The organism is Nakamurella deserti (assembly GCF_003260015.1).
Classification (GTDB): Bacteria; Actinomycetota; Actinomycetes; order Mycobacteriales; family Nakamurellaceae; genus Nakamurella; species Nakamurella deserti.
Window position 1 is genome coordinate 2,126,434 of record NZ_QCXS01000002.1, and the last position, 18,443, is coordinate 2,144,876.

The following is an 18,443-nucleotide window of genomic DNA, read 5'->3' on the forward strand; positions in this document are numbered from 1 at the left end:
CGGCGTGGTGGCGGCGCGCCGGGTGGTCAGACCTCCACGGGACGGCCGCCACGCTGCAGCGCGGCGGCGGGATCGGTCACCGGTGCGGTGGCCGGCGGGACCACCGTGTACCCGGTGCGGTCGGCGACGGTCGAGGCCGACACCGCCCGCAGTGAGGCCCAGGAGCGCAGCGCCGCGATGTCCTCGGCCTGGGTCACCGACAGCGGCACGGTGGTCGCGATGGCGTGCCGGAGGTCGTCCACCGCGAGCGGCCGCCGCCCGTCGAAGGCGTCGAAGCAGGCCGACACCACGGCCTGCTCGATCTCCGAACCGGTGAACCCCTCGGTGGCGTCGGCGAGTTCGGCCAGCAGCGCGTCACCGACGTCGAAGGCCCCGAGATCGGGGCCGGCCGCGAGCCGCAGCCGCAGGTGCAGCCCGAAGATGTCCACGCGCTCCGCCCGGGTCGGCAGGTCGATGAAGAAGATCTCGTCGAACCGGCCCTTGCGCATGAACTCCGGTGGCAGCCGGGAGATGTCGTTGGCGGTGGCGATGACGAAGACCGGCTCGACGCGCTCCTGCATCCAGGTCAGGAACGATCCGAAGACGCGGGCACTGGTACCCGAGTCGCGCTCCCCCGAGGCCGACGCGAAGCCCTTCTCGATCTCGTCGATCCACAGCACACAGGGCGCGATCGCCTCGGCGGTGTCCAGCGCCTTGCGCATGTTCTCCTCCGACGCCCCGACGAGGCCGGCGAAGATCTTGCCGATGTCGAGCCGGATCAGCGGGATGGACCACGCCGACGCCATCGCCTTGGCCGTCATGGACTTGCCGCAGCCCGGGACACCGGTCACCAGCGCGCCTTTCGGTGCGGGCAGGCCGTACCGGGCGGCGTCGGCGGTCCACGCCCCGGTGCGCTTGACCAGCCACGCCTTGAGGTTGGCCAGCCCACCGATGTCGGACAGCGCCAGCGTCGAGGTGACCACCTCGAGCACCCCGGAGCGGCGGATGATCTGCCGCTTCTCGTTCAGCACCACCGGGATATCGTCGGTGTCGAGCCGGTTGTCGTCGGCCATGGCGCGGGCGAAGGCGTTCTCCGCCTCGGCCAGGGTGAGCCCCAGGGCGCCGCGGGCCAGCGCGTCGATCACCGCGTCGGGGCCGTCGCCGAGATCGATGGTGACCGACTTCGAGGCGCGGTTGGCCTCGATCATCCCGACCAGCAGCTCCCGCAGCCGGGCCTGGTCGGGAAGCGGGAAATCGACCACGGTGACGGTGTTCTCGAGCTCGGTGGGGATCCGCAGCACCGGCGACACCAGGATCAGCATCCGCGGCTGGCCGCCGTCGCGGTACTGCCGGGCGAGGTCGCGCAGCTGCCGGACGAGCTGGGGGTCGGCGGGCTGGTTGGCGGTGCCCAGCCACGGGTGCAGGTCGAAGAACACCACCACGGACGCGAGGTCGAGCTTGGCGGCGGCGGCCAGCGCGGAGCCGGGGTTGCGGGTCTCCGGTGAGCCGGCGTCGCCGAGCAGGGCCAGCCCGTTGGTGAACGTCCACGTGTAGATCTCCCGGCGGCGCACCGAGGGATCCGCGACGGCGGCGACCACCGCCTGCAACGCCCGGGTCTCCTCGGGGGTCTGCAGGTAGAGCAACGGGAACCGGGCCCGGATCAGTTGTCGCAGGTCGTGCTCGAAGGTCTCGGCCACCGGGGTGCACCTCTTCTGGTCGGCAGTGCGGCGGAACCGGGTGAGCAGCTGGCGGACGCGGGGCCCCGGGTGCAGAACCGTTAGTCTACGAACGCACCGGGCACCGTCGTGACGACCACCCGTGCGAGCACACCGCCCGAAGACTGCGTGATGAGACCGGAAGCGAGGGCTGCGGCATGGCCGGCTCACCGAGCATCTCCAAGCCCACGATGGACTACCTGACCCACCTGGGCCCGTACCGCGTGGCCGTGGGCGAACTGGCGCTGGCGGGTCTGCCCGGCGTCATCGTCGCCCCGGTCAGCGGGCAGGACCTGCCCGCCGTCGCGTTCGGCCACCACTGGCTGCAGCCCGCGTCGCGCTACCTAGGGACGCTGCGGTACTTCGCGTCGTGGGGCATCGTCGCGGTCGCCCCGACCACGGAGAAGGGCCCGCTGCCGTCGCACCGTGGGCTCGGCCAGGACCTCTCGACCGCGCTGCAGCTGGTGGCGCACTCCCGGCTGGCCGACCGCGCGGTCAGCGTGGACCCGGCGAAGCTCGGCGTCGCCGGACACGGGACCGGCGGCGGCTCGGCCGTGCTGGCCGCCGCCGACGACGACCGGATCAAGGCGGTGGCGACGGTCAACGCCGCCAACACCCGCCCGTCCTCGGTGACGGCGGCCGGTCTGGTGCTGGCCCCCGGTCTGCACCTGGCCGGTGGCCGCGACGACTACACGCCGCTGCGCAGCAACGCCGAGCTGATCGCCCAGGGCTGGGCCGGCAAGGTGCAGCTGCGGACGATCACCAAGGGTGAGCACCTCGGGATGGCCGAGGGGCCGCACTGGACCTCGACCGTCTACGGCAGCAGCCCGCAGCGCAAGACCCAGTCGGTGGCCCGGGCGCTGATGACGGCGTTCTTCCTGCGCTACCTCGACGACCAGGACCAACTCGCCGACGAGCTGGACGACAGGATCGCCGGCACCGTCCGGGCCGACTTCTCCACGATCTGACCGCCGCCGGGGGACGCACGGTGTGCCGGAGCCACACGGCGGCGGCACGCACGAACAGCTTAATCGGGCCCGGTATCGTTCCCGCGGTGCGCCGCCGGCCGCGCCCCGCCGGTCGGTGGGCCAGGATCGACGTGACACCGCCGGTCCCGGCGGCACCACCCACGGCCGCCGACCCTGTGGCCGACGCCCGAGCCGCCGACGGTGGCTCCCGACACCTGAGGTCCTGACGCCGATGTCGCTGTTGTCCGATCGCTCCCGTTCCTTCCCCTCCGACTTCGTGTGGGGCTCCGCCACCGCGAGCTACCAGATCGAGGGGGCCGCACAGGAGGACGGCCGCGGCCCCTCCATCTGGGACACCTTCAGCCACACTCCGGGCAAGGTGGAGGGCGGTGACACCGGCGACGTCGCCGACGACCACTACCACCGCTACGTCGAGGACCTGGACCACATCAAGGGTCTCGGTCTGGACGCCTACCGGTTCTCCATCGCGTGGCCGCGGGTGCAGCCGGGCGGCGCCGGCGCGCTGAACGACAAGGGCGTCGACTTCTACAAGCGCCTGCTCGACGGGCTGCTGGAGCGCGGTGTCCGGCCGGTGGCCACGCTCTACCACTGGGACCTCCCGCAGGAGCTCGAGGACGCGGGCGGCTGGCCGGTCCGTGACACCGCCCTGCGCTTCGCCGACTACGCGACCGCGATCGTCGGGGCGCTCGGTGACCGGGTGCACACCTGGACCACGTTCAACGAGCCGTACTGCACCGCCTACCTCGGGTACGCCTCGGGTGTGCACGCCCCGGGCCGGACGAACGGCGCCGACGCACTGGCCGCGGTGCACCACCTGAACCTGGCGCACGGGTTGGCCGGCCGGATCGTCCGAGACCTGGCGCCGACGGCCGAACTGTCGGTCACGCTGAACCTCGCGGTGATCCGGCCGGCGTCGGATTCGGCCGAGGACGCGGCGGCCGTGCGCAAGCTCGACAACATCGCCAACGGCGCCTTCCTCGGGCCGATGCTCGAGGGGAAGTACCCGGCCGACCTGCTCACCCAGACCGCGCACGTCACCGACTGGGCGTTCGTGCAGGACGGTGACCTCGCGACCGCCCGGGTGCCGATCGACGTACTGGGGATCAACTACTACTCGACGATCCTGGCCGGCCACTGGGACGGCACCGGCGAGCGCCAGCAGGCCGACGGTCACGGCGACTCCGCGGCGACCCCGTGGGTCGGCGTGGACGACGTGAACTTCCTGCTGCAGCCCGGCCCGTACACCGCGATGGGCTGGAACATCGAGCCGCAGGGGATGACCGATCTGCTGCTGCGGATCAGCCGCGAGTACCCGGATCAGCCGATGATGATCACCGAGAACGGTGCCGCCTTCGACGACGAGGTCTCCCCCGACGGCCGGGTGCACGACCCGCTGCGGGTGGACTACCTGTACCGGCACATCGACGCGGTCGGCGCCGCGATGGAGGCGGGCGCCGACGTCCGCGGGTACTTCCTGTGGTCGCTGCTGGACAACTTCGAATGGGCCTACGGCTACTCCAAGCGGTTCGGAATCATCCGGGTCGACTACAACACCCTCGAGCGCACCTGGAAGGACAGCGCGATCTGGTACTCGAAGCTGATCGCCACCGACCAGCTGCCGGACGTGACCTCCGCGGCCGAGTAGGACCCGCCACCCGGCCGGGCCTGGCGACCTTCGTCCGTTGTCCGGCCGGGGAGGAACCGCGCTCCGGCTCGGCCTCCACGGCCGAGCCGGGCCAGGCGACACCTGCCCAGGCTCCCTCTGTTGGCGGTCCAGACGGCGAGGTACCGCCGTCTGGCCTGCGGCGCTGACTTCCGTCGGCGGCCCGGCCGGGTTTCACCGGCCAGGGCTCGGCCTCCGCGGCCTGGCCCCGGCAGGGCGAGACCTGCCCGGGCTCGCCCTGGCTACCTCCGTCGGCGGCCCAGCCGGGTCGAACCGCCAGCCGGCCTGCGGCGCAGGCTTCCGTCGGCGGCCCAGCCGGGTCGAACCGCCAGCCGGCCTGCGGCGCAGGCTTCCGTCGGCGGCCCGCCGGGGAGGAACCGCCAGCCGACCTGTGGCACTGACCTTCGTCGGGGGCCCGGCCGGGTCGGAGCGGCCAGGGCTCGGCCTCCACGTCCGGTCCCGGCCACGCGAGACCTGCCCAGGCTCGCCCTGGCGACCTCCGTCGCCGCCCCGGCCGGAGAGGAACCGCCAGCCGACCTGTGGCGCCGACCTCCATCGGGGGCCCGGCCGGGGAGGAACCGCCAGCCGACCTGTGGCGCCGACCTTCGTCGGCGGCCCGGCCAGAGATGAGCCGACTCCGGCTCGGCCTCTACGGCGGGGCCCCGACCAGGCGAGGCCTGCCCAGGGCTCGCCCTGGCGACCTCCGTCGGCGGCCCAGCCGGGGAAAACCCGCGAGCCGGCCTGCGGCGTCAACCTGCGGCGCCGACCTCCGTCGGTGGCCCGGCCGGACATGAAACGCGCCCCGGCTCGGCCGCCACGGCCGAGTCGACGTGTCCCACCGCCCGATCTCGACGGCCTGGTAGGACCCGCCGGCCGGCCTGCCCCGTCGACCTCCGTCGGCGGCCCGGCCGGTGGGACCGGTCATCCTGCCGGGCGTCGACTCTCGCCGGCGGCTCGGACGTCGTCGTCCGCGGGCGGTCCGTCGCGTGCCGGTCACCGCCGCGCCCACCGGTCAGTGGCGTGACAACGCCGGCCGTCGCGACCGTCGCCTGGTCGGTGTGGTCAGCCGGCGCTCGTAGCGGCGGTAGACCGGACGGCTGACCAGCTTGATGCCCCACATCGCAGCGGGCTCCAGCCTGGTCATGTCGGCCATCTCCTCCGGCGACATCTGGCGGTAGATCATGCCGCCCTCGAGGAGCAGATGGTACGGACGGGTCGCCTTCGTGGCGTAGGTGCTGAAGGCGTTCCACTCCTCGACGCTGAGATACCGCTGGAGGAGCGGCAGCAGGTGCTGCTCCTCGTCGTCGAGGTGCTCGTTCAGTGCCGCGCACAGCGCGTCGAGCCGGTCCGCGAGCGGCTCGCCGGTCGCGGGCTGCGGGTCGTCCTGGAACGCGTCCCACGCCGTCGGGAGGGCGGCGAGATGCTGGGCCACCCTCGCGTGCTGCGTCTCCATGCGGTGCGCCAGGGCGGCGTCGGCCGGCGCCCGTTCCACGATCGTGGGCCAGATGTGTTCGTCCTCGTAGCCGTGGTGGCGGTCCAACGAGGACGACACCATGTCGTAGTGGCGGCGCAGCCGTCGGGCGTGGTCGCGGTCTCCGGGACGGACCGAGCGGACCAGTGCGGGTAGCACACCCAGGCCGGTCCGGAAGATGCGGTGCGAGATGGTCATGCCGTGGACGTACGGCACGCCAGGGGTGTAACGCTGGATCATCGGGAGCGGGTCGGCGGCCGGCTCGTCGGGAGTGGGTCGCTCAGCGTCTGCGGACATCGCGTCGCCTTTCACGTCGTTGTGAGGAGCGGGTCGAGGCGATCGTAGGACGCGAGGTCCGGCCCGTCATCGACCGCGGAGGGTGATCGAGGGCCGTCGGCTGCAGACCTGGAGCCTGCATCGGAGGCGTGACCCGGCACCCGGGCGGACCTGCGCGGACGGGTCAGGGGCGACCCGTCCGGAGGTCCTGCACAGCCCGCAGGTGCCACGTCGGTCCGTCCAGGGCGGTCGGCGTCGGGCAGGACGCCGACCGGTGGGAAGGTCCGGGCGGGATGGCGGTACCGATGGGACCCGGTCCCGGGCGGCGCACACGGCAGTGGGCGGGTCGACAGAGCGAGCGGACTCACGTTTGCGGGTGCCGCGCGGGTCTTCCTCTCCCCGCCTCTTCTTGCTAACTTTCAGTTGTACACCGGTTACGCAATGTCCATTCGCGCAGCTCAGCACACGCTGCTGCTGCCTGGGGTCATGGTCGGTCGGGATGCGTGCGACTGGAGGGGTACGCACGGACCCCGACCGACCACTCCCCCGGTCGGAGCATGGCGGCGCCGACGGCGGCGACACACCGTCCGCACGGCGGCTCGGCCCTCCGGTCGACCGACGCACGACCGTCCGGCGCGGGCCTCCGAGGGACCGGTCGCACGTGTGGTAACTAACGGCCGGTCTCAGGTCCGCCGGAACCCCGTCACTGACGCACGACCGTCGGCCCCGGACCCGTCGTCCGCGCGGCGCGGACCTCCGACAATCGGTCCCACGTGTGGACCGCCGGCCCGGCCTCAGGTCCGCCGGAACCCCGTCACTGACGCACGACCGTCGGGCCCGGACCCGTCGTCCCCGCGGCGCGGACCTCCGAAAAACCGGTTTCACGTGTGGACCGCCGGCCCGGCCTCAGGTCCGCCGGAACCCCGTCACTGACGCACGACCATCCGGCCCGGACCCGTCGTCCCCGCGGCGCGGACCTCCGAAAAACCGGTGGCACGAGGGAAACCCACCGGCGAGGCCTCAAATCCGCCGGAACCCCGTCACTGCCGGCCGACCACCGCGGCGAGGCGTTCGGCGATTCCCGACGCTGCTTCCGCGGTCGGCGCTTCGACCATCACCCGCACCAGAGCCTCGGTGCCGGAGGGACGCAGCAGTACCCGCCCAGAGTTCCCGAGCTCGACCTCGGCGGCCTCCACGGCCTCGGCGACCTGGACCGAGGACGCGACGGCGGCCTTGTCGGCCACGCGGACGTTGAGCAGCACCTGCGGGAACTTGGTGACCACGGAGGCCAGCTCGGCGAGTGACGTGCCCGTCTGCGCCATCTGGGCCATCAGGTAGAGGGCGGTCAGCAGCCCGTCGCCGGTGGTGGCGTGCTGGGCGAGCACGATGTGACCGGATTGCTCGCCGCCGAGGCTGTAGTTGCCGGCGCGCATCTCCTCGAGCACGTAACGGTCACCCACACCGGTGGTTCGGACCCGGATCCCCTCGGCCCGCATGGCCTGGTGGAAACCGAGGTTGGCCATCACGGTGGTGACGACCGTGGCGTCGGCGAGTTCACCGCGGCTGTGCATGGCGGTGGCGAGGATGGCCAGGATCGGGTCACCGTCGACGACGTTGCCGGTCGCATCGACGGCGAGGCAGCGGTCGGCGTCACCGTCGTGGGCGATGCCGAGGTCGGCGCCGTGAGCGACGACAGCGGCTCGGAGGTGGTCGAGGTGGGTGGAGCCGACGCCGTCGTTGATGTTCAGACCGTCGGGCTCCCCGGCGATCACGATGACGGTGGCACCGGCTCGCCGGTACGCCTCGGGCGCGACCGTGGAGGCGGCGCCGTGGGCGCAGTCGACCACCACGGTCAGACCGGCCAACGGATGCGGGGTGACCAGCAGCAGGTGGTCGAGGTAGCGCCGGGCCGGCTCGTCCGCCGTGGTGATGCGGCCGATCCCGGCGCCCACGGGCAGCGGGTGACCGGATCCCATGCCGGCCTCGATCGCGTCCTCGACGGCGTCGGGCAGCTTGACCCCGCCGGCACCGAAGATCTTGATGCCGTTGTCCGGCATCGCATTGTGCGACGCGGAGATGACCACCCCGAGGTCGGCCCCGAGGTGGTCGGTGAGGAACGCGACCGCGGGCGTCGGCAGAACGCCGAGCAGAATCACGTCGGTGCCGGCCGAGGCCAGGCCGGCGGCGACCGCCGCCTCCAACATCTCGCCGCTGGCCCGGGGGTCGCGACCGACGACGGCCGTGGCCCGTGTCCCTGACGCCAAACGGCCCTGCGCCCGGGCCTCGGACAGCACGAATGCCGCCGAGGTCGCGAGGCGCAGGGCCGTTTCGGGCGTCAGTTCGACGTTGGCCAGACCGCGTACTCCGTCTGTGCCGAACAGTCTCGCCATGAGGCCTGAATTACCGCTTCGAGTACTGCGGAGCCTTACGGGCCTTCTTGAGACCGTACTTCTTCCGCTCCTTGACGCGGGCGTCGCGGCTCAGGAAGCCGGCCTTCTTCAGCGGGGGGCGGTCGTTGACGTCGAGGTCGATCAGCGCACGCGCGATCGCCAGACGCAGCGCGCCGGCCTGTCCGGTGATGCCGCCACCGACGAGCGTGGCGTGGATGTCGAAGGATTCCGCCTTCTCCAGGGTGACCAGCGGCTCCTTGATCAGCTGCTGGTGCACCTTGTTCGGGAAGTACGAATCCAGGGTGCGGCCGTTGAGCGTGAACTCGCCGGTGCCGGAGGTCAGGCGGACCCGGACCACGGCTTCCTTGCGACGACCGACGGTCTGGATCGGACGGTCGACGACGATGCGGAGCGGGGCCGAGGTGACCGACGGCGGGGCGTCGGTGTCGCCGTCGACGGGGCCCTCCGTGCCTTCCAGACCCAGGTGGCTGAGGTCGATGTCGGCGGTCAGTTCGCCGTCAGGGGTGAACGCATCGGTCACGGTGTCGTCGTCTTTCGGGTCGGTGCCGGAGGTGGGCTGGCTCACTGGGAGACCTGGCTGATCTCGAAGGGCGCGGGCTTCTGCGCGGCGTGCGGGTGGTTCGGGCCGGCGTAGACCTTCAGCTTGCTCGAGAGGCTGCGGCCGAGCGGACCGTGCGGGAGCATGCCGGTGATGGCCTTCTCCACGAGACGCTCGGGCTTGGTCTCGAGCATCTGGCCGACGGTGCGCTGGCTCAGACCACCCGGGTAACCGGAGTGCGTGTAGAGGATCTTGGTGTTCTTCTTGTTACCCGACACCGCGACCTTGTCCGCGTTGATGATGACGACGAAGTCACCGGTGTCGACGTGGGGCGCGAAGATCGCCTTGTGCTTGCCACGCAGGAGCTGCGCCGCCTGGCTGGCCAGTCGGCCGAGAACGACGTCGGTGGCGTCGATGACGTGCCAGGCGCGGGTGATGTCACCGGGCTTCGGGCTGAACGTACGCATGCCTCTTCTTTGTCCTTTGTGCTGGGTTTTCGGTGGTGGGTCCGCTCCCCGGGGGAACCAGCGTGACCAGCACACCACCAGGTAACACACAGTCGTGAACGCCCGTCGCCTGGAGTGGACCCCCGGGTCACCCCGGGACTGCATCTCCGACCGACGAGCGGTCCTACTCCACATGTCGAGGTCCATGGCGTTCCGGTGTCGCGGCCGGTACGACCGAGGTCGCTCCATGCTGCTGCACCGACCCGATCCGGGCCTGTACTGCCGTACTGCTGTTGATGCTCGAGGTGACGCTTCGTCCGCGCGGACAGTTCGTCCTTGCGCACGACGATCGAGAATACCGCGCCAGGGGGCGGCGGGTCAAAGTGAGCCGTGACGGACCGGGACGCCGAGCCCACCGGCGGCGCCGGTGACGGCCCAGCGCACGGACGGTAGCCACGGTATCGAACGTCGCCGGGCTGCTGCACCGCCCGACGCGACTCTGGACCGGGAGTCAGAGAGTCCTCGATGCAGCCGGAATACGGGGTAACGACGGCGGACGGCACTGCGGTGCCGGGCCACCGCCCTACGACCGGGCGTCCCACCGGGTGGGCCGCGGACCCGCCACCGCTGTCCAGTCCGGTGCCGGTGCCTGAGCACGACGACGGCGCTCGACCTTGCGGTGCCGGGGCCACCCCCCTGCGCCCGGCGTCCCACCGGGTGGCGCAGCGGACCCGCCCCCGATGCTTGGTGCCGGTGACCACGACGGCAGACGGCACTGCGCTACCGGACCGTCGCTCCCGCCTCGGCGTCCGACCGGGTGCGCAGCGGTCCGCCCGGCCGGCGCCCGCCGCCCTGGCGGTAGCGGACACCGGACCACACGGCGCGACGTCCGCACGCGCCGTGCGGCGCCGGCCCGACCGCCGACCGTTGCCGCTCCCCGTCCGCAGGCCGGCGGACCTTTCCTCACAAGCCGAGTGCGACTGGTCGGTCGCCGCCGTGCTCAGTGCCCTCCAGGAATGACAGGCCCACGCCGACAGGCGGCTATCGCCTCCGGACGACGGCCCCGGCCACGCCCGCTGTGCCGTACCGCCCCGGGCCCGGTGCTGATCCCTGCTGTGGCCGCACCGCTCGGGGCCCGGTGCCGGCCACCCCCCGCTGTGGCCGGCACCGACCCGACGCCCGGAATCCCTCCCGTCCCGGCTGCCGCCCGTCGGACGGATCCGGGCGACGCGACGCGTGGTCGCCGCTGATCGCGGCCGGCAGCTTCCTGGTTCCCGTCAGCCGCCCCTCACCCGCCGGCGCCGCTGCGCCGCGGTCCGCCCCACGCGGACGGGGTCAGAGACCGGACCAAGCGGCGGCCACCCGCTGGTCGGTGGCCAGGTACCGGCGGTTGGCCTCGCCGACCGTGACGTGCACCGCAGCGAGCGTGCGGTTCAGCTCGTCGGCCGCGGCGTTCCATTTCGTCTGCTGCCGCAGGTAGGCCTGCTTGCCGTCGCCCTCCCAGGTGGCGAGCAGCGGCGCGAGGTCGCTGTCGAGTTCGGCGAGTGCGGCGGCGATCTGCCGCTGGGACGCCGCCATGGCGACCTCCGCAGCGGTCAACTGGTTGTAGTCGACCAGGATGGGTGAGCCACTGGACATGGATGTGTTCCTCTCGTGTCGAGACAGGCGTCTCGGTGGTGTGGGTGGGTGCGGTTCACGGCGTGGTGCCGGTGCGCAGGTGGTGGAGCCCGGCACCGGCGCCCGGCGGCGGCAAGTGCCGGACGGCCGGGCCGGGCCGGGCCGGGAACGTCACATGCGCAGACCGCCGCCGGCTCCCAGCAGGGCGGTACCGGCGTTGTCGTCCTCGATGCCGTAGGCCTTGGCCTGCTCGGCCAACATCGACTCGAAGGTCGCGATGGCCTTCTGCAGCGCCCGGGCGTGGCGGTCGTACCCGACCATCAGTGCGCGCAACGTGTTGCCGCCGTTGCCCTTCCAGCTCTTGAGCGTCCCCTCCGCGGTGATGCCGATCTCGTTGATCTGGCGGTCGATGGTGCTCTTCGCCGCGGCCATGTCGGCCACCGCCTGCTGCATGACGGCGACGCTGGTGCTGAATGTCCCCATGGAATTCCCCCTTGGATGCACAGCGCCGGACGGTCCGGCGCTCGGTAGAGCGGTCCTGCGGTCATGGCGGGAGGTGCGGCGGGCGGTGCGGGGCCCGCCACGGCCTCCCGAGCCCGGTGGTCGGGTGGCCTGTCGAGGTGGGTCAGTCGTCGGCCAGGGCGAGCTGGATCAGCTCCGACGAGGTGCGGGTGACGAAGAACCCCCGGCCGGGTGGTTGTGGAGCGGCACGCCGGTCGCCGTGCAGCGGGCCCTCGTCGGGCGGTCCGGACAGTACGAGTCCACTCGCCCCCAACTCACGCATCTGCTGCAGCAGCGGGTCGTAGAGAGCGCGGCCGCCTCCGGCGGCGCGTCGACAGACCACGATGTGCAGACCGATGTCCCGCGCGTGGGGCAGCAGGTCCAGCAGGGGCAGCAGTGGATTGGCCCCCGCCGCCACGAGGTCGTAGTCGTCCACGAGCACGAAGAGGTCAGCGCCCGTCCACCAACCGCGGTCACGGAGCTGCTCGGCGCGGACGTCGCCGGACGGCAGGCGGCCGGTCAAGAGCTCGACCGCGTCGGCGATGAGTCCCGCGGTGGCGCGGGGTGCGGTGGAATGACCGGCGAGCCACGGCTCGGGCAGGCGTCCCAGCAGGGTCCGGCGGTGGTCGACGATCAGGAATCGTGCCTGCGTCGGGGACCACCGGGCCGCGACCGTCGTGGCGAAGGTCCGGAGGAACGAGGTCCGGCCGCTGCCACCGTCTCCCCAGACCAGCAGGAACGGTTCGGCGGCGACATCGACGCCCACGGTGCGGAGGTCGGACTCCGCGACTCCGATGGGTACGCCCGCGACAGCCTCCGCCCGGGGGCGGGGCAGGTCCCGGACCGCGACCGTCGCCGGCAGCAGCCGGATCGGCGGAACACCGGCGCCCGGCCACCGGGTCCGGCGCTGGCTGATCAGCTCCTCGACCGCCTCCCGGGCGCCGAGCGGACCAGGCGGCGCCACCAGGAAGTGCAACCCGTCGGCGGTGAGGCCGCGGCCCGGTGTCCGCGCAGGCACGCCCGCCGCGCGCCGCCGGTCGATCTCCGACTCGGCCGGATCGCCGAGCCGCAGCTCGAAACGCAGCGTCATCAGGTCCCTCATCGCGGGACGGACGTCCGCCCAGCGCGCCGTGGCCAGGATGACGTGGATGCCGTGGGCCAACCCCCGTTGCACCAGAGCGGTGACCGTGGGCTCGAGCTCCTCGAACGCGGCACGGAACGTCGCCCAGCCGTCGATGACCAGGAAGACGTCGGGACGGTCGTGGCCACCCGACTCCCCCGTCCCGGACGCCTCGCGGTCTCCCAGCTCGGCCGCGAGTTGGGCCAGCATCCGGTGCACCAGCCGGGGGTCACCACGGCGACCGACGGAGCCGACCTGCGGCAGTCCGGCCAACGGCGTGAGTCCGCCGCCACCGAGATCCAAGACGTGGCAATGGATACGGTCCGGTCCGTGCCCGCGACTGAGGGCCAGCAGCATCGACGTCAGCAGGGTCGTCTTGCCCGACCGGGCGCCACCCACGACGAGAGCGTGCCCGGTGCTGCCGGTGAAATCGGCCCACAACAGGTCACGCCGCTGATCGAAGGGCCGGTCGATGAGTCCGACGGGGACCCGCAGGTCGAGGGGATCCGTCCCGACCGCCAGATCGTCGATCGGAGGAGCCTTGTCGAGGGGCGGGAGCCAGATGGCGGTGGCCCGGGGGCCGTGTGCCAGCAGACGCGACACCCAGAATTGGAGCAGGGAGGGCGTTCCCGGATCGGCCGCAGTCGGCGGAGCGGGCGGCGCGTCGTCGGCGGGTCGCCCGGCGCGCGGCACCGCACCGAAGAGCCGCACGGCCGCGGCCACCGACCGCACGCGCGCGGGCTCCGGGGCCGCGACCGCACCGGAGACGAAGGCGGCGGTGAAACGGTATGCCGTCTCCGCGCCGTCCTTGAGGTAGCCGACACCCGGAGTGGTCGGCAACCGGTACGCCGCGTCGTCGCCCAGCACGGCCCGTGAATCGGCGGCGGAGAACGTCTTCAGCGCGATGCGGAACGACAGGTGCGCATCGAGCCCCCGCATCCGCCCCTCCTCGAGCCGTTGCGACGCCAGGATCAGGTGGACTCCCAGAGACCGCCCGAGACGACCGAGTGCGACGAAGGTCTCGGCGAGATCGGGCTGTTGGACGAGCAGTTCGGTGAACTCGTCACAGACCACCACGAGTGTCGGCAGCGCCGGCAGTGCAGGCGTGTACGTGCGGATCCGCTGGTACTCGACGGTCGACGACGCACCCGCGGTGCGCAACAACTGCTGCCGTCGGCGCAGCTCGCCGTTCAGCGCATCTCGCATCCGCTCGACCAGCACCGCCTCGTCAGCCAGGTTCGTGATCACCGCTGCGACGTGCGGCAGTCCTTCGAGACCGAGAAACGCCGCCCCACCTTTGAAGTCGATCAGAACCACGTTCAGGGTGGCGGGGCCGTGCGTGACCACCAGAGCCAGCACGATCGTCCGCAGGAGCTCCGACTTACCGGATCCGGTCGCGCCGATCACGAGTCCGTGCGGTCCCATGCCGCCGAGCGCGGCTTCCTTGAGGTCGAGATGCACCGGCGTACCGGCATCGTCGGTGCCGATGGGGATCCGCAGGAGGTCGCGGCCGGCGGCGGTCTGGTGGGTTTCGGGCCGGTGGTCCGCAGCCGCCCGCAGACCGAGCAGCGCCACCAGATCGGGTACCGGGTGCCCGCCTCCGGACATGCCACCGGGAGGCGCAGCGTGCGGCGGACCGGCGAGCGCGCGCGCCGCGACGTCGGCCATGGCGGCTCCCACGAGATCCGGTGTGCCCCAACGGACGAGCCCGCCACTGCGCTGGCGGTACAGAGCGGTGGCGGTGGCATGCAGTGCGACAGCACCGGGGACCGTCGAGGTGCCGAGCCCGTCGACGACGACGGCCACGACCGGGAGCCGATCCGCGACGGCGAGCATCTCGACGATCCCGGCCGGCGGTGACACCAGCACCACCACCGTCCGAGCGGCCCTGCCTGGTCGGTCGATCCACCGGAGGAGCCGGCCGACGTCAGCGGTCCGCAACGGCTGATCGTGGTCGACGCCGCCGCGGTGGTGCGGAAGCCACTTGAGCCAGTCCCACCCGGTGACGTCGTCGGCGACGAACACCGCGATACGGCAGTCGGTCGGCCCGGCGGCCCGCGCGCACCGCAGCACCATCCCACGCACCAGATCCGCTGCGCGCGAACCGGACACGGACACGACGACGCCGGGGCGCAGGTCGACGGTCAGCGGCATGTCCGGAGTTTCGGCCCGCGCTTCGAGGAACCACCGGCGGGCGAGAACCGCGAAGGGCTCGGGTTCGGTGTCCGGGTCGTCGGCGGGCCGGACACACGACACCACCGCCGGAACCGCCCCGGTGCCCACCCGGACGGCCGAGCGTGGCGCACCTGCACCGCCGCCGGCGACGACCAACGCGTCGGCGTGCGGATGCCGACGGCGGTCGGTCGCACGGTGCTCGGCCTCGGCGGCGTCGACCGCGGCGCGGGACCGCTCCAGTCGCCGCAGGAAGCGGTCACGTTCGGCGGCCACGGTCGCGGCGGGCTGTGTCTGCCGCCCCCCGCCGGCGATCATCATGCCCACCAGCGACACGACCATCAGACCGCCCATGAGCAGGGAGGTGGTCCCGCCGCCACCGATGACGAGGAAGCCGACGGTGCCGGCGAGCATCACCGCCGGGAGGATCACGACGAAGACACTGCGCGGTGCCGGGGGCTCCAGGACAGGAAGCGGCGGCACGGTGACATCCGTTGCTTCCTTGACCTTTTCGGCGTCGCTCATGGTTCCCTCCCCCCGGAGAACGTGGCGGTGGACAACTCCACCGGGCCATCGAGCGGCAACCATACGATGGCGGCGCGATGCCTCCGGGCGTCTGTCCACATCCCGTCCGGGCGGTTCCACGAGCACCGGTGATCCCGCCGCGACACCCCAGAAACGAGCCCGCCCATGCACGACGCCACCTCGACGACGCACCGCCGTGTCGCGGTCATGGTTCCGACGGGGAGGGTCGATCTGGTGGTTCCGGCGGAGCTCACGGTTGCCGATCTGGTGCCGGTCGTGCTCGAACTCGGTCGGGTCGCCGCCGACACCAGCGGGCACGGCTGGCACCTCGGACGGGTCGGCCGTCCGGCACTGGACCCAGAACGGTCGCTACCCGCTGCGGGCGTCCGGGACGGCGACCTGCTCGACCTGCGGCCGTCGACCCTCAGCGGGGTGGCGCCCGTTTTCGACGAGATCACCGATGCAGCGGCGGCTGTCGCCGCCGACAGCATCCACGCCCGGCGCAGCTTCGCTCGGCCGTCGGCGCTCGCCACCGCAGCGCTGCTGCTGGCGTTGTCCGTCGTGCAGGCCTGGACCGGCGGCAGCGCCGCCTCCAGCGCCGCCGTGGCCGTCGTCCTGCTGGTCGCGGCCTGCCGCGTCGCCCGGCGGATGCGGGACCACCCGGTCGCTGTCGTCCTCGGGTCCGCGGCGGTGGGTTTCAGTGCGGCGGCGGTCGCGGTGTGGGCACCGGGACCGGACGTTGCGACGGCGGTCGCCGCGACGGTGGCCGGCGTCGCTCTCGTGGCGACGCGGCTAGTGGCCGCGGGTCGGCCCGTGTTCGTGGCGCTGGCCGGAACCGGCCTGATGGTGAGCGCCGGACGTGCTGCGTCGCAATTACTCTCGTGGTCGTCGACCGAGGCCGCCGCGATCGCCGTCGTGGTGGCCGTGGCGGTGCTACCGCTGGTGCCGCGGGTCGCATCACGGGCCACCGGTCTGCGGCGGGCGGCCTGGTCGGGGCGAGCCGGCGTGTCCGGTGACGGGTTGCCCGCGGTGATGGCGTCGGCCCGTCGCGCGGTGGACACGGTGGCGGGTCTGTACGCCGCGGTCTCCGTGCTCGGGTGCGGCGCCGGTACCGTCCTCACCGGTGCGGGCGGCCTGGCTGTGGTGCTGGGGGTGGTCGTTCCGCTGGTGTTCCTGCTGCGGACGCGGTCGGTCGCCGTTCCCACGCAGGCGGCGGCGCTGGGTCTGCCGGCGGTCCTGTCCCTGCTGGTGGGCGGCGCGCTGATCGTCCGGCAGCTGTCGGTGTCGCCGGGGGTCATGACGGTGGGTGGCGTCATCGTGGCGTGCATGCTGCTCGCGGTCGGGCGGCACGAGGCGGGGCACCACCGGCCGCCGTCGTGGGGTCGGGTCCCGCGGTTCGTGGAGGGGGTATCGGTGCTGTCGGTGGTTCCACTGGCGGTGGCCGTCGTGGACGGCTACCGCGCGGTCCGTCACTGGTGAGTGCCGGTCAGGGTCCTTCCGCGGGTTGCGGGGACGGCCCCGTGGTGGGCGCGGCCGTCGGCACGCCCGTGATCTCACCGGGATCCCACGCGACACCCGCACTCTCCACAGTCAGCGGCGGTCCCGCCGAGAGCAGGCCGACGAGGGCGGCGGGAACCGCTGGAGGCGTCGCGCCGTCGTCGGTCAGGCCCAACCGCGTGGCCACCTCCGCGCCGAGTGGGTACACCACCCCGGCTCCGGTGATCAGGCGGTCGACCGGATCGGCGTCCCCGGCGGCGTCGACGACCCGCACGACCGCGCCGGCGCCCGGCGGCATCAGGATGCGGTCCACCCGGCTGCCGGGCGCGCTGACGGACGTGCCCTCGAGCGCACCTCCGGCGCTGAGGCCCCAACCAGCGGTGGTGCCCTGCCACGTCGCACAGAGGGAGTCGTCCGCCGGGACGAGCCGGGGGGCCGTCGGGGGAAGCGCCGTGGTGACCGTCGGCGGCTCCTGGGTGTCGGGCAGCGCGGCGACCTGCCATCCCTGGACGGGGACCACACCGGAGCCGATCCGGGCGGCCGCGAGGTCGGCCACCACCGGTGTCAGGGATTCCACACCGTCCCGGTGCAGCAGATGCAGCGTCATGCGCCCGTCCGCCTGTTCAGTACGCAGCACCGCTCCGACCGGGACGGGATCACCGGCTGCATCGGTGATCTCGACGTCGGCGCGGCCGCCGGCGCCGCTCGGCACGGGGGCCGTGGGCGCGGCGACGGCGGGCAGTACCGACGTCAGGGCGCCATCCACCGGTCGTGGAGATGCCCCGGTGACGCCGAGCGCGTCGGTCAGCGCGCGGTCGGTCGGGTCGACCGGGATGCTGCGGCCCGCCCAGATCAGGTGATCCGCCGATCCGCCGGCGCGGTCGTCAGTCCTCACCAGTGCGGCAGTGCTCGCCGGCATCGAGATCCCCGGCGCGGGGGCCCCGAAGACTGCCGTGGTCGAGCTCGACCCGTCAGCGGCCGACTGCACGCACAGCGTCCACCCGGTGGTGATCAACCGGTCCCTCGTCGGCAGTTCCGCAGGGGCCCCCGCGATGCCGATCAGCGGCCCGCGGGGCACACCCTCGATGTCGGCGCCCGACACCTGCAGGGGCTCCGGCGCGACGGGTGTGTCTGCCGCCAGGAGCGCCGACACCAGGTTCAGCGCGGGGTGCAGGACTCCGTCGCGGTTGAGATACACCGCTCCCGAGCCGGTGTCGACCAGCACTTCCGCGGCGGACCAGTCCGGTGCCGGACGGACCGCGGCGATCACCCCGGCACCGGCCAACAAGGCGAGGGCCAGGCCGAACGACGCCACCGTGCTCCGCCGGGCGAGGCGGCCGGGATCGACCGTGGGTGATGTCGTGCCCACGGTCAACGCGAGGTCCATCCGGCGCCGCGCGTAGCGGTGTGCCCGCAGTTGTGCGGGTCCGATCACGCCGCCTCGTTCCACCGTGTCACCTCCTTCGTGGACGCCCGGTCCGTCGCCGACGAGGACGGATGCCCGGCGACGCTAGCGAGTCGCG

Annotated in this window: 12 protein-coding genes; 3 read left to right on the forward strand and 9 right to left on the reverse strand. The window is 72.7% G+C overall.

The genetic code is table 11. From position 1 onward, the window contains the following. Positions 1–26: 26 nt before the first annotated feature. Entirely contained in the window at positions 27–1,676 is a 1,650-nt protein-coding gene (locus DB033_RS09685; protein WP_111766492.1) for an AAA family ATPase, read from the reverse strand. Positions 1,677–1,852: 176 nt separating this feature from the next. Between DB033_RS09685 and DB033_RS09690 the strand changes: the two genes are divergently transcribed. Together DB033_RS09690 and DB033_RS09695 are read left to right on the forward strand one after the other, a co-directional pair. Beyond that, positions 1,853–2,662: a dienelactone hydrolase family protein gene (locus DB033_RS09690; RefSeq protein ID WP_111766493.1), complete on the forward strand. Its 810-nt coding sequence runs from the start codon at positions 1,853–1,855 to the stop codon at positions 2,660–2,662. A gap of 232 nt (positions 2,663–2,894) precedes the next feature. Then, positions 2,895–4,328: a GH1 family beta-glucosidase gene (locus DB033_RS09695; RefSeq protein ID WP_111766494.1), complete on the forward strand. Its 1,434-nt coding sequence runs from the start codon at positions 2,895–2,897 to the stop codon at positions 4,326–4,328. A 1,030-nt stretch (positions 4,329–5,358) separates the two neighbouring features. On the opposite strand, the gene DB033_RS09700 is transcribed toward DB033_RS09695, so the two are convergent. The 7 genes from DB033_RS09700 to eccCb all read right to left on the reverse strand — a co-directional run bounded on the left by DB033_RS09700 (position 5,359) and on the right by eccCb (position 15,423). Continuing rightward, on the reverse strand, positions 5,359–6,114 hold the full coding sequence (locus DB033_RS09700) for a hemerythrin domain-containing protein (RefSeq protein WP_111766495.1): 756 nt from the start codon (positions 6,112–6,114) through the stop codon (positions 5,359–5,361). A gap of 1,019 nt (positions 6,115–7,133) precedes the next feature. Continuing rightward, positions 7,134–8,483 (reverse strand): phosphoglucosamine mutase, encoded by a 1,350-nt coding sequence (gene glmM, locus DB033_RS09705; RefSeq protein WP_111766496.1) that lies wholly within the window; start codon positions 8,481–8,483, stop codon positions 7,134–7,136. A gap of 10 nt (positions 8,484–8,493) precedes the next feature. Next, positions 8,494–8,961, reverse strand: coding sequence for a 30S ribosomal protein S9 (gene rpsI, locus DB033_RS09710; protein ID WP_170315551.1), 468 nt, complete (start codon positions 8,959–8,961; stop codon positions 8,494–8,496). 104 nt (positions 8,962–9,065) lie between these two features. After that, positions 9,066–9,509: a 50S ribosomal protein L13 gene (gene rplM / locus DB033_RS09715; RefSeq protein ID WP_111766497.1), complete on the reverse strand. Its 444-nt coding sequence runs from the start codon at positions 9,507–9,509 to the stop codon at positions 9,066–9,068. A 1,314-nt stretch (positions 9,510–10,823) separates the two neighbouring features. After that, positions 10,824–11,126, reverse strand: coding sequence for a WXG100 family type VII secretion target (locus DB033_RS09720; protein WP_111766498.1), 303 nt, complete (start codon positions 11,124–11,126; stop codon positions 10,824–10,826). A gap of 150 nt (positions 11,127–11,276) precedes the next feature. Beyond that, entirely contained in the window at positions 11,277–11,588 is a 312-nt protein-coding gene (locus tag DB033_RS09725; protein ID WP_111766499.1) for a hypothetical protein, read from the reverse strand. Positions 11,589–11,730: 142 nt separating this feature from the next. Beyond that, on the reverse strand, positions 11,731–15,423 hold the full coding sequence (gene eccCb / locus DB033_RS09730; RefSeq protein WP_170315510.1) for a type VII secretion protein EccCb: 3,693 nt from the start codon (positions 15,421–15,423) through the stop codon (positions 11,731–11,733). 165 nt (positions 15,424–15,588) lie between these two features. On the opposite strand from eccCb, the gene eccD reads away from it, so the two are divergent. Further along, positions 15,589–16,902: a type VII secretion integral membrane protein EccD gene (eccD, locus tag DB033_RS09735; RefSeq protein WP_111766501.1), complete on the forward strand. Its 1,314-nt coding sequence runs from the start codon at positions 15,589–15,591 to the stop codon at positions 16,900–16,902. Between the two features lie 7 nt (positions 16,903–16,909). On the opposite strand, the gene eccB is transcribed toward eccD, so the two are convergent. Continuing rightward, positions 16,910–18,355: a type VII secretion protein EccB gene (gene eccB, locus DB033_RS09740; RefSeq protein ID WP_111766502.1), complete on the reverse strand. Its 1,446-nt coding sequence runs from the start codon at positions 18,353–18,355 to the stop codon at positions 16,910–16,912. Between the last annotated feature and the right edge of the window lie 88 nt (positions 18,356–18,443).